Raw genomic sequence first — 12,519 nt, forward strand, 5'->3', positions numbered from 1 at the left:
CCGTTATCGTCATTCCGGGGCGATGCGGAGCATCGAACCCGGAATCTCGAGGTTCCGGGTTCGCTTCGCGCCCCGGAACGACCATCCCTAAGACATGAACCGCATCATCTTCTCCAGCCGCGCGATCTTGCCGCCATAGGGCGGATAGAGGTCGGCGAGGCGGTTGAATTTCGAGCGATAGAACACCGGCTTCAGCTTGCTGAACGTGCGAAAGCCCCATTCGCCGTGATAGGCGCCGGTGCCGGATGCGCCGACGCCGCCCATCGGCTGGTTGATTTGCGCGAAGTGGAACAGGCAGTCGTTGATGGTGACGCCGCCGGAGACGGTGCGCGCCAGCACCTCGTCGCGCGCAATGCGGTCCTTGCCGAACCAGTACAGCGCCAGCGGCCGGTCGCGGGCGTTGACGAAGGCGATGGCGTCGGCCGGTTCGCGATAGCCGAGCACAGGAAGCACGGGTCCGAAAATCTCCTCCTGCATCACGGCCATGTCTTCGGTCGCGCCGACGATCAGCGTCGGCGGGAATTTGCGGTGCGCCTTCCAGTTGGGATCGTCCGCCTTCGCCGGCTGCAGGATCTTTGCGCCCCGACGTGCTGCATCCGCGACGAGATTTTCCAGCCGGGCATAATGCCGGTCGGAGATCACGGAGGTGTAGTCCTTGTTGGCGGGATCGGTGCCGAACATGCGCCGCATCTGCGCGCGGACTTTTTCGGCAAAGGCCTGCAACGCGCGCTCGGGCACCAGCACATAGTCGGGCGCGATGCAGGTCTGCCCGGCATTGAGCAGCTTGCCGTAGGCGATGCGCTCGGCGGCCTCGTCGAGGTCGGCCGAGGCGTCGATGATAACAGGCGACTTGCCGCCGAGCTCGAGCGTGACGGGCGTGAGGTTACGCCCCGCGGCCTCCGCCACCAGCCGCCCGACCCGGGTCGAGCCGGTGAACACCAGATGATCGAGCGGCAGGTGTGCGAAGGCCTTTGCGATCTCGTCCTCGACGCTGGTGACGAGCAGCTCCGCAGCATCGAACCGCGCGGCCACCGCCTCCTTCAGCAGCGCTGAGAAATGCGGGACGTGTTCGCTCGGCTTGATGATGACACGGTTGCCGGCGGCGAGCGCGCCGATCGCGGGCGCGAGCGTCAGCTGCAGCGGATAATTCCAGGGCGCGATGATGCCGACCACGCCGAGCGCCTGCGGCATCAGCCGGTTGCGCGCGGGCAGGAATTGCAGCGCCGTCGAAATGCGCTGCGGCGCCATCCAGCTCTTGAGGTGCTTGGTGGCATGACGGATCTCGGAGAACACCATCATGGCCTCGGCGATGGTGGTCTCGACCGCGCAGCGGTGGCCGAAATCGGCCGAGATCGCCTGCCGGAAACGCTCCTCGTTGTCGGCGACGACGGCGCGCAGCCGCGCCAGCCGGTCGAGCCGCTCGGCAAGGCCAGGCGCCGGCTCGGCCCGCGACCGCGCGACCATGGCATGGAAGGCGTCTTCGAGGGCCCGAAGCGGGGCGCTCGGCGGGGGGCGGTCCGAGGGGCGATCGGAGGGACGTTCCAAGGCGTGGTCCATGGCGTTCTCCCCTTTTAAGTGGCGTTTCCGCCTGGTTTTGTTGCCGCAAGCTGGCCCCTTGTGGAACTTCTGGCAAGGGCGGCCCAGACAGGCCGCAAATTCGTCCACCGCGCCGTCACAAAGTCGAAAAAAACGTCCCCGCAGCCCTTTCCAAAGCCACCCCGGGTTGGTACATACCGCCCGCACCCAACGGGCTTTGCCCGGGGTTGCCTTCCAAGGAAGCCTTTGGGACGGACGAAGCAAGCCACGCGAACAGCGCCGGCCCTTCATTCACCGTCCCCGGCACTTTCACGAAGGCAAAGCAACGGTTAACGCGGGGTGGAGCAGCCCGGTAGCTCGTCAGGCTCATAACCTGAAGGTCATAGGTTCAAATCCTATCCCCGCAACCAAGTTCGGACCTGACCGGTCCCGATCCGAAAATGGCCCGCGCTGAGCGGGCCATTTTTGTTTTGGGAGGCGCTGCGGCGGAAACGTTGGCCGCACCTTGCGCAAGAGTGGGGGAAGCCCTCACTCCGGATAGCTAAGGATCATCTTCAGCAGCTTCGGGAACCGCGCATTGATGTCCTCCTCGCGCAGGACGTTGCGGTGCTGGACGCCTTGCTTGGAGGTCCGGATCAGGCCGGCCTCGCGCAGGATACGAAAATGGTTCGACAGGGTCGACTTCGCCATGTCAGGGCAAGGCGCCGCCTCGGTGCACGACATGCAATCGTTCTGCGCGGCCAGGCTCTTGACGATCCGCAGCCGCATAGGGTCCGCGAGCGCTCCCAGCACCCCAGCCAGTGAAATCTCGCTCCGCGATGGGTGGACGAACTGCACCATGCATAAAATATAGCACCTCCCTTGAACTCATTCAATAGTTCACTAGTATTGAACTATTGAATATCGGCGTCGTGCCGGATGGTGGAGAATGTGATGACCAAGAGACTCGAAGGAAAAGTTGCGCTCGTGACCGGCGCATCCAAAGGCATCGGTGCCGAAATCGCGGCCCGGCTGGCGGCCGAGGGCGCGGCGGTCGCCGTCAACTACAGCTCCAGCAAGCAGGCCGCCGACCGCGTGGTCGCCGCCATCGTCGCCAAGGGTGGCAAAGCCGTCGCGGTCCACGGCAATCTGGCCGACGCCAAGGACGTGACAAGCGTGGTCGCAGAGACCGTAAAGGCGTTCGGCGCGATCGATATCCTTGTCAACAACGCGGGCATTTACGAATTCGCCCCGCTCGAGGCCATCACGCCTGAGCATTTCCATAGGCAGTTCGACCTCAATGTGCTTGGCCTGCTGCTGGTCTCGGGCGAAGCTTCGAAGCACTTCAACGCCAATGGCGGAAGCATCATCAACATCAGCTCCGGCGTATCGACCATCGCGCCGGCAAACACCGCTGTCTACACCGCGACGAAAGCCTCGGTGGATGCGATCTCCGCCGTGCTGGCGAAGGAACTGGCGCCGCGCAAGATCCGCGTCAACGCCGTCAACCCGGGCATGATCGCCACCGAAGGCGTCGTCTCGGCGGGCCTGCACGAAGGTGACATGCGCAACTGGATCGAATCCACCACCCCGCTTGGCCGCATCGGCAAGGTCGAGGAGATCGCTGCCGCAGTGGCCTTCTTCGCTTCGGACGACGCGTCGTACGTCACGGGCGAGACGCTGCATGTGACAGGCGGCCTGCGCTGACGGAGCGCGAAGCTTAAGGGTTTCTAAGAGGAGATGGCCCGCGTCGTGCGGGCCATCTTTATCGCGCGTCTCTCAAAACCCCGTAATCGCCCTCCCGTCCGCCCCGACCAGCATCGACGGTGCCTCGCCGAACACAAGTCCCTCCGGCTGAAACTTGATCGTCTTTCCGCCCTCGACGAACTCCGCAAAATTGCGCGGTGTCGCCGAGTGCACGCCGTTCTCCAGGAAGTCGTCGATCTCGTAGCAGGTGTCGGGCTTGCCACCGGAGCCTTCGCCCAAGAATTTCTGGAAATTCTGGCTCGTCACTTTTGCCTTCTTGCGCGCCGACCAATTGGCGTAGCGGCGGTAGAGCTTTGGCATGATCACCGGGCCCTTGTCGGTCGCGAGCACGTCGGTCTCGTTTGTTTTGGGTTCGCGCAGGTCGAAGTCGAAGGCGGGAATCGTCCTGGCGAGGTGCTTCCAGACCGGCAGCTTCCTCGTTCGCGCGGTCTTGGCTAGCGCGAGGAAAGCTTTGATTTCGTCGTCGTTCATCGAGGAGTAGAACGTCGGATAGGCGAAGCCCTGCTCGACCAGCCAATGGTTGACGTCGACCTTGTGGCCGCCGACCGTGACCTCGATGTCGCCGACCAGCCGTCCATAGGTGTCGAACACCTCGTTCGGGGCATCGACATGCGTGAACACCCGGCACGCCAGCGTCGGCTCGCCGCTGCTGCCGATAAAATCATGCAGCGCCTTGCTCGTCGTTGCGCCGAGAAATTGCCGATAGGGATGCGTGACCTCGTGATAGGGCTGTCGCCTGGCGTCGGTCAGCCCCTTCTTCTCCGCGGGCGAGAGCGGCGAGGGCTGGTAGTGCAGCTCCGGCGCGTCAATGCCCTGCAGGCGAATGGTAAGCTTGCCGTTCTTGATCGGTGCCGTGTTGGTGCGGCCCTTGACCTTGGCGTCGTCGAAGGCGTGGGTCGGGTGGAACGGCGCGGTATCGTTCTTGCGGAAGCGGATCGCGTCCGGCGCGACATTCACCACGACCTTGGTGGTGTCGGCGTCCGACCGCCCCTCCGGCCAGAACTGGCCGACATCAATGCTGCCTTCGACCTCCAGCAGTCCAACGGGCATCGGCCGCTCCTGTCATGGTTCAGGAGGCAGCGAATCATTTTCGTACGACAAGCCCGTGACGGAAGATGCGACAGGCATGACACCTCAAGGACGCGCCGGAGGTTCTAACCCGCGCGCTTGTAGCGCGCGGGCGGAGATGATTTTCTGAACGAAGCAGGATGTATCCGGCAGCTCAGGATCTGTGCGGACAGACCATCGTCAGGTTGAGCAGCGTCGGCTTGTCCGAGCCCTTCTTGTAGTCCCACTCCAGCCGGATCTCGTGCCTGTGCGCGAATGCGTCGCTGGCTTCGTGGGTGATGATCTTCGTCTTCATCGGGATCGGCGGCTCGGAGTTGAAGCATTTCCGGACGCAGGCATCGAGCAGATCGCATCGCGTCAGGGGAATGACGCCCGGCTCGTCTCTGGACAGGGGAACCGTGTTCGGCTGGGTGCTGAGGTCGACGCGGGCCCGGCCTTTTTCCTTGTGCCAGTACTTGGCGCTTCCCTGCGGCCAGTTCGATGCCGGGTTCAAAATCAAATGGTACTGGCCGTATTCCAAGGTCGGCAGGTCGATGTCGTCGGACTCTTTGAGCTTCGCGACGCTCTTCTTCATGTTCGCCAAAGGATAGTAATTGCTGTTCATCAAGTCTCGAAATGCCTTGCCGCTATATACCAGTCCGGCCATCGCCTCTTTCCTTCGTATGTCTGTTTGTCAAAATCTCTCGTGCGGTGGCCGAAAATACGCGTCACCCTACGGCCGATCACGCTGTTTGTTGTGCGCAGTCAACGCTACCACTCAGGAATGTATTTCGTCCAGAGAGCCTCCATCTCGCAACGTCGCATGTCGCAAGGCCGATTGCCACGCACTTTCCTATAGGTATTGTCAGGTTGAACGCCTGGCAGGGGTTGGGGTGAGACTGCCAAGGCAGTGGTTGAAGGCGCTGGAATGCATTGTTTCGCGTGTCAGTCGGCGATTGGTCCGGGCGACAGCTGGTGCTCCAAATGCGGGGCGGCGGTGCGCAAGCACGTCGATCCCGACAGCGAACGACGGTTTGTGACGATTTTGCGCGCCGACGTCGTCGACTCCACGGGTCTTGTGGCCGAGCTGGAGCCGGAGGCGGCGGTATCGCGCCTCGAACCGGCTCTTGCGGCGATGAGAGGCGCGGTGCGCCAGTTCGGCGGCATCGTCAGCAAGGAGTTGGGGGACGGGTTGGCCGCCGTCTTCGGCGCCCCGATCGCCGACGACAACCACGCCCCCCTGGCCTGCCACGCGGCCATTGAGCTGGTCCGGCGCGTTGGCAGTCTGGGCGATCCAGGACTTCAGGTCCGGGTCGGCCTCCACTCGGGTCATGTGGTGGCCTATATGATCGCGAGCGAATTTTCCAAGGTCTACGAGATTGGCGGCGCAGCCCAGCACTTGGCGGCGCGGCTGGAGGCGGCAGCCGAGGCGAACCAGATCTACGTCTCCGAAGCCTGCCAGGAGCTGGCGGACGGACACGTCCGCTTTGAATTCCTGGGCCGCAAGGCGCTCCGTGGTTTCGGGGAGCCCCTGCCTGTCTACCGGGTCATGGGGGCGAGCGATCTGTCGAGCTGGCGGGTCCGACGGGCGCGCAGCGTTTCCAGATTCGTCGACCGCACGACAGAGCGGGCCTTGTTGTGGCGCGCTGCGGACAGGGTTGCTGCCGGCCGGCAGACGGTTCTGCTGATGGGTGACGCCGGCATTGGCAAGTCGCGACTTGCGCATGAATTCGCGCAGGATCTTCGGGCTGGCGGCTGGCGGCTGATCGATGTCGAGTGCAGCCCGAATCTCCAGGGTGCGCCGTACAGCGCGCTCAAGCGCCTGTTGCTGTCGATTCTTGATACGGCTGCGAGAGATCAGACCAGGACGGATGATCCGAGAGACGCGTTGCCGGTGGTGCAACAGCGAGCCGTCGACGCGATCCTGGATTTGCCGGTTTCCGATCCGCAATGGGATGAATTGGAGCCTCACGCGCGCGGTCGCGCGATTTCAGACGCAAGCTGCGCAATCGTCGAGAGCGTCGCCCGTCGTCAGCGTACGGTTCTTTTGATCGAAGACCTGCACTGGATGGATCGGGCCAGCGATGCCGTCGTCGCCACCCTGTCGGGGCTGCAATGCCCTGATTTGCTTGTGCTGCTGACGACGCGGCCCAATGGGATGCCGGTGTGGATCGCGAGCTGCCGCGCGGAAATCGTGGCAATGCGGCCTCTCGATGACGATTCGGGCCTGGCCATGCTCGCGGACATGCTTGGTCCCGCCACGACCAACGAAGACCTGAAGAACCGGATCATCTCGCATACCGCCAACGTTCCGCTGTTCATCGAGGAAGTCTGCCGCAGCCTGAAGGACAGCGGCATGCTTCTTGGTCAGTGGGGCGACCTTACCCTCGCGCGTCCTGTGGATGAGCTCGGCATCCCCAGCAGCATTCAGGGTGTGATCGCGGCGCGGCTGGATCGTGTGTCACGACAGGAACGGTCGCTTCTCCAGATCGCCGCGGCGCTTGGACCCCGGGCCGACCAGGCCACTCTGCGAAGAGTGGCGGCCTTGCCGGAAGACGTCCTGCAGGATTGCCTCACCGCGCTCGACCGGGCCGAGCTGCTCGTCAGGATCGACAGTGAGTTGGAGGATTCGCTCGAATTCCGGCACGAGATGGTCAGGCAGGTGACCTACGATTCGATGGTCGAGAAGGTGCGGGAAAGCATCCATGCCAGCATTCTGGCGGCTCTCGAAACCGACGAGGCATGGACCGACGGTCCGGATACGCTCTGCTATCACGCGACCAGAGCGAAGGATTGGAGGAAGGCTTTTCAGCATGGCAGGAGCGCGGCTCGAAAATGTCTGGTGCGCTCGGCCTTTGCCGACGCGGTCGACTATTTCGAGATCGCGATGGGGTCTCTCGACAAGACCCCGGTGACGCACGCGCGCGAAACGGACGCCATTGACCTCCGGATGGAGGCGCGGTTGGCCTTTGCCGGGTCGGGGCGCGTCGCCGAAGCCCTGGATCTGGGGAGCGAAGCCGAACGGCGAGCCGATGCGATCGGCGACATTGGACGCAAGGTCGCGGCCATGACCATGAGAGCGGGTGCCCAGAATTTCTATGGAACGCCGGTCGAAGCTGTCGCGATCGGGGAAGATGTGGTGCATCTGGCGGAAAGCTCGGCCAATCCCGCCTGGCGCAATCTCGCGCAATACAGTCTCGGGCAGGCCTATTTTCTTTCCGGCCGCTACGATCGGGCCGAGAAGATGCTGGCCACCGCCCGCGTCCATCTCGCGGGTCTGACCGCGAGTGCTCCGATCGGGACGACCCCACGATCTTTGCTCCTGCTGTGCTGCATGATGAGCAGCATCACCCACACCGTCATGGGCGAACTCGATGCCGCCGAGCAGCTCCAGCAACAGGCCGCAGCGATCGCGGAGGAAACGGGCCGCCCCTACGACCGCGTCGCCGCCGCCTATAGCGGCGGCTGGCTGAAGCTCGGCCGCGGCGAGCCGGCGGCGGCCGCGGCCATTCTCGAGGACGGTTTTGTCCTGGCGCAGAAGCACGGCATCCGGCTCTTCGTGCCGGTGCTCGCCTGCCATCTCGGCATGGCCTATCTGGAGCAGGGGTTGTTCGACCGCGCGCGCGGCATGCTGACGGAAGCGCGTGAGGAGGCGAAGGCGGTCGGCTATACCTCGGCGGTGCTGCGCAGCTCGATCTATTTGGCGCTCGCCACCCACCGGCTCGGCGACGTCCAGGCCGCGCAGAACATGCTGCGCGAGGCACGCAACACTGCGCGGCAGCAGGGGTTCTCCGGCCTGGAGGCGGAGGCCCTGTTCGGCGAGGCCGTGGTGACGCCGCCGACGGATGCGAAGGTCAAGGCGGCCACCGTTGCCGCCCTGCGCGCGACCATCGCGATCGCGTCGGAGAGCGGTGCGCTGCCGCTGCAGCACAAGGCCGAGGCGATGCTCAACGAGATGCAGGCGACGGGTGACGAGCTCAGCTGACGGCAGTGGCGGCCGGGGCCACCGTCACGGCCGAAATCTGCCCGACGCGTCAAATAAATTCAGCAGGCGCCGCAAGGAGTTAGCTACTGTGCATGGGGTTGTTTTCGCCCTTTTATTTTGAAGGGCCCTTCATGGTGCAACGCGGAGGACGGCCCGCTTGTGCAGCCCGCTCCGATGACGATGCCCTTGCACGCGCAGCAAGGTCGGCTACCGTCGGCCCTGGCCACACGGCCAGGCGACTTTTGATTTCAATTTTTAGCATCCGATTTTTCGGCGCCGCGACGGCGCGACGCCCACCGAACGAGGCGGGACCATGATCACACGGGACCAGTCAGCGCTGCTCGCGCCGGTCGAGCGCGATCTGCGGCTCGATCTCTTTCGCGGCATCGGTCTGTGGATGATCTTCCTCGACCACATCCCGCACGACGTCGTGGCCTGGCTGACCTTGCGCAATTACGGCTTCAGCGACGCCGCCGAATTCTTCGTCTTCATCTCCGGTTATCTGGTCGGCTGGATCTACGGGCCGATCGTCGCGGGCGGCTGGTTTGTCGCCGCGCTGAAGCGGCTGTGGCGGCGCGCGGTCGAGATGTATGTCGCCCACATCATGCTGTTCCTGCTGTTCACGGCGCAGATCGCCCGCACCGCGCGCCGCTTCGACAATCCGATGTACGAGCACGAGTTCAACGTTCACAATTTCCTCGAGCATCCGGACGTTCTGATCGGGCAGGCGCTCTCACTGCGCTACAAGCCGGTCAATCTCGACGTGCTGCCGCTTTACATCACGCTGGTGTTCGCTGCGCCCTTCATCGTGTGGTGCCTGGTGCGCCGGCCGAACCTGACGCTCGCCGCGTCCGCGGTGCTGTACTTGCTGGCGCGCTGGTTCGACTGGAACGTCGCCTCCTACCCGCCCGGCACGCACTGGTACTTCAACCCGTTCTGCTGGCAGCTGATGTTCGTGTTCGCGGCCTGGTGCGGCATCGGCCAGATCGACAAGATCGTGCGATGGGTGTGGTCGAAGGCGGCGATGGCGCTGGCCGCGGCCTGGCTCGCCTTCGCGCTGCTGATCGTGATGACCTGGCACGTCCCTGCGCTCGAAGCCATGATCCCGAAATGGATGATCAAGGCGATCTACCCGATCGACAAGACCGACCTCGACATGCTGCGCTTCACGCATTTTCTGGCGCTGGCGATCTGGGTGACGCACCTCATCTCGCGCAAATGGCGGACCCTGCACGGGGCCTGGCTGCGCCCCGTGATCCTCTGCGGTCAGCATTCGCTGCCGATCTTCTGCCTCGGCGTCTTCCTGTCGTTCTCGGCGCACTGGATCCTGACGCAATACACCAAGGGGGTCTGGGAGCAGCTCGCGGTCTCCGTCGTCGGCATCGTCATCATGATCGCAGCCGCCTGGCTGCTCGACCGGACCGAGCGGGTGCCGAACCTGTTCGTGAAGGTGACGGAGATCGAGGAGGCCGACACCGTCCTGGAAAGCGCGCCCGCGGATAGGTCTGCCGTGGCGCCCGCGGGTTCTTGAGTATCGCCGGCCTGCATTTTTCGTGGAGAGATCCAACGGAGAGGTTTATGTCCAGACTTGTGTTGACGATCGCCGGCACCCTCCTGCTCCTGATCTGTAGTGCGTCGGCGCAAGCACCGTCGCCGGAGGCGATGAGCGCGGCGCGCAAGCTCGTGGTCACCTTGAAAATCGCGGATCAGTATCGCGCGCTGTTGCCGCAACTCCTGCTCAAGCTGAGGCCGGTGGTCGCGCAGGACAGGCCGGAGATCGAGCGCGACTATGATGCGGTGACGGCACCCGGCTCCGAGATCTACACTCCGGCCCTCACCTCGATGGTCGACCAGGTCTCAGCCCTCTATGCCCAGAGCTTCAGCATCGACGAGTTGCGCCAGATCGAGGCCTTCTATGTCCAGCCGGCCGGGAAGAAGTTCCTGGAGAAGTCGGATGCGCTGGCGCAGGCAAGCGCGCAGATCGGCCAGGATGTCGGCCAGAAGACGGCCGACGAGTTGAAGCAGCGTCTCATCGAGGCGTTGCGCCAGAAGGGGCACAAGCTCTGATCTCAATTCTTGCGTAACGGCGCCGCGCTCGCCGGCTGATTTGACGCGGCCGGTTGCCCCGACTAGGCTTTTGCAAAAGACAAGACGCGCGTGAATGCAATGGCCTGACCTGTGCTCAGGGCGGCCCTCACGCAATGAGAAAATTCAGGGGAACGGAAATGACGAGCGACATCGCAGCGACCATATCGAAGGCCCGCGAGCATTCCATCGGCGACCTCCTGCGCCGTGCGGCGGGCCGCGATCCGGGCAAGCTCGCGGTGAGCTGTGGCAATGTCAGCTGGACCTTTGCCGAGATGGACGCGATCTGCAATCGGCTCGGCCGCGGCCTGCTTGGCCTCGGCGTGAAAAAGGGTGACCGCGTAGCCGTGCTCTCGCGCAATTCGCACGCCTTTGCGGTGCTCCGGTTCGCATTGGCCCGGATTGGCGCGGTGCTGGTACCGATCAACTTCATGCTCAATCCGGACGAGATCAATTTCATCCTGAAGAGCTCCGGCGCAAAGCTGCTCGCGGCCGGCCCTGATTTCGTCGAGCCCGCGCGCGCGGCCAGCGCCAGGGATTGCGCGGTCGAGAAAATGATCTGGCTGCCGGGTGAGGATCCCGCCACGGCGCCCGCGGGCCTCACCACCTTCGACGATCTCCTCAGCCCCGACGGCTCGTACCTCGATGCGTCCGTCGACAGCCGCGATCTCGCGCAGATCGTCTACACCAGCGGCACGGAGTCGCTGCCCAAGGGCGCGATGCTGACCCATGACGCGGTGATGTGGCAATATGTCAGCTGCATCATCGACGGCGGCATGAGCGTGGACGACAAATTCCTGCACGCGCTTCCGCTCTATCATTGCGCGCAGCTCGACGTGTTCCTGGGGCCGCAAATCTATCTCGGCGCCTCCGGCGTGATCACGGGCAAGCCTGCGGCCGACAACATTCTATCATTGATCCAGACGCACAAGATCACATCGTTCTTCGCGCCGCCGACGATCTGGATCGCGATGCTGCGCTCGCCCAATTTCGACAAGACGGATTTGTCGACCTTGCAGAAGGGCTATTACGGCGCCTCGATCATGCCGGTGGAGGTGCTGCTCGAGCTCCAGCGCCGCCTGCCCAGCGTGAAGTTCTGGAATTTCTACGGCCAGACCGAGATCGCGCCGCTCGCGACCGTGCTGGGTCCCGCGAACCAGCTGCGCAAAGCCGGCTCGGCGGGAAAGCCCGTGCTCAACGTCGAGACCCGCGTGGTCAACAGCTCGATGGAGGATGTGAAGGTCGGCGAAGTCGGCGAGATCGTGCACCGCTCGCCGCATCTGCTCTCCGGCTATTACAACGATCCGGTCAAGACGGCGGCGGCGTTTTCCGGGGGCTGGTTTCACTCCGGCGATCTCGCCACCGTCGATGACGAGGGCCACATCACCGTGGTCGATCGCGTCAAGGACATGATCAAGACCGGTGGCGAAAACGTCGCAAGCCGCGAGGTCGAGGAGATGGTCTACCGCATCCCCGCCGTCTCCGAGGTTGCGGTGGTAGGCCTGCCCGATCCGCGCTGGATCGAGGCGGTGACTGCGATCGTCGTGGTCAAGAGCGGCGAGAAGCTCGACGAGGAGTCCGTCATCAAGCATTGCGCCGGCCAGATGGCGCATTTCAAGGTGCCCAAGCGCGTCATCTTCGTCGATGCCCTGCCCAAGAACCCGAGCGGCAAGCTGCTCAAGCGCGAGCTGCGCCAGCGCTTCGTCGGCGGCGAAACGCTCGACAAGGCGATCCAGAAGAATTTTGGGACCTGAAGCTCGCGCCTCAATACTTCTTCACGTGGGCGCCGAACGCGAACCACAGCGCCATGGACGCGAGGCCAAAACCGCCGAGCAGCAGGAATGTCGGGCCGTAGCCGATCCATTGCGCGATCCAGCCGCCAAGCGCGGGACTGAGGCTCGCGCCGACGCCCTGCACGGTGATCACGGCACCTTGGCCGAGATTGATGCGGCCGGTGCCATTGAGCGAGCGTGCGACCATGCCGGGGACGGCAACCGTCTGGAGTCCCGGGGGGCGGGGGGGGGGGGCGGGGGGGGGCCCGCCCCCCCCCCCCCCCCGGCCCCCGCCCCCCCCCCCCCCCCCGGGGGGGGGGGGCCGCCAGGGGACGCCGAGGGGGTGGG

General features: G+C 64.2%; 9 protein-coding genes, 1 tRNA gene and 1 pseudogene. 6 read left to right on the forward strand and 5 right to left on the reverse strand.

Features of this window, described 5'->3' with window-relative positions; all coding sequences use genetic code 11:
- Positions 1-87: 87 nt before the first annotated feature.
- Positions 88-1,557, reverse strand: a complete 1,470-nt coding sequence (locus AC0L3C_RS19595) for a coniferyl aldehyde dehydrogenase (RefSeq protein ID WP_473408740.1) — start codon at positions 1,555-1,557, stop codon at positions 88-90.
- Positions 1,558-1,869: 312 nt separating this feature from the next.
- On the opposite strand from AC0L3C_RS19595, the gene AC0L3C_RS19600 reads away from it, so the two are divergent.
- Positions 1,870-1,946: transfer RNA gene (locus AC0L3C_RS19600), tRNA-Met, on the forward strand.
- A gap of 118 nt (positions 1,947-2,064) precedes the next feature.
- Here AC0L3C_RS19600 and AC0L3C_RS19605 read toward each other — a convergent pair.
- Complete coding sequence (locus AC0L3C_RS19605; RefSeq protein WP_473260691.1) at positions 2,065-2,376, reverse strand: ArsR/SmtB family transcription factor; 312 nt, start codon at positions 2,374-2,376, stop codon at positions 2,065-2,067.
- A gap of 93 nt (positions 2,377-2,469) precedes the next feature.
- Between AC0L3C_RS19605 and AC0L3C_RS19610 the strand changes: the two genes are divergently transcribed.
- Positions 2,470-3,222 carry an SDR family NAD(P)-dependent oxidoreductase gene (locus AC0L3C_RS19610; protein WP_106942175.1) on the forward strand — a complete coding sequence of 251 codons (753 nt, stop codon included), beginning with the start codon at positions 2,470-2,472 and terminating at the stop codon, positions 3,220-3,222.
- A 72-nt stretch (positions 3,223-3,294) separates the two neighbouring features.
- Here AC0L3C_RS19610 and AC0L3C_RS19615 read toward each other — a convergent pair whose 3' ends face one another.
- Positions 3,295-4,332 (reverse strand): thermonuclease family protein, encoded by a 1,038-nt coding sequence (locus tag AC0L3C_RS19615; protein WP_473408741.1) that lies wholly within the window; start codon positions 4,330-4,332, stop codon positions 3,295-3,297.
- A 172-nt stretch (positions 4,333-4,504) separates the two neighbouring features.
- Entirely contained in the window at positions 4,505-4,996 is a 492-nt protein-coding gene (locus tag AC0L3C_RS19620; protein WP_354207743.1) for a hypothetical protein, read from the reverse strand.
- Positions 4,997-5,257: 261 nt separating this feature from the next.
- On the opposite strand from AC0L3C_RS19620, the gene AC0L3C_RS19625 reads away from it, so the two are divergent.
- The 4 genes from AC0L3C_RS19625 (at position 5,258) to AC0L3C_RS19640 (ending at position 12,153) form a co-directional block, all read left to right on the forward strand.
- Entirely contained in the window at positions 5,258-8,314 is a 3,057-nt protein-coding gene (locus AC0L3C_RS19625; protein WP_473408746.1) for an ATP-binding protein, read from the forward strand.
- A gap of 313 nt (positions 8,315-8,627) precedes the next feature.
- Positions 8,628-9,845, forward strand: coding sequence for an OpgC domain-containing protein (locus tag AC0L3C_RS19630; protein WP_473408742.1), 1,218 nt, complete (start codon positions 8,628-8,630; stop codon positions 9,843-9,845).
- A 47-nt stretch (positions 9,846-9,892) separates the two neighbouring features.
- Positions 9,893-10,381 carry a DUF2059 domain-containing protein gene (locus AC0L3C_RS19635; protein ID WP_473279439.1) on the forward strand — a complete coding sequence of 163 codons (489 nt, stop codon included), beginning with the start codon at positions 9,893-9,895 and terminating at the stop codon, positions 10,379-10,381.
- A gap of 158 nt (positions 10,382-10,539) precedes the next feature.
- Entirely contained in the window at positions 10,540-12,153 is a 1,614-nt protein-coding gene (locus AC0L3C_RS19640) for an acyl-CoA synthetase (protein WP_473279438.1), read from the forward strand.
- A 10-nt stretch (positions 12,154-12,163) separates the two neighbouring features.
- On the opposite strand, the pseudogene AC0L3C_RS19645 reads toward AC0L3C_RS19640, so the two are convergent.
- A pseudogene (locus tag AC0L3C_RS19645) lies at positions 12,164-12,406 on the reverse strand (MFS transporter); the annotation flags it as partial.
- Positions 12,407-12,519 lie beyond the last annotated feature (113 nt).

The organism is Bradyrhizobium sp. WSM4872, assembly GCF_055811715.1.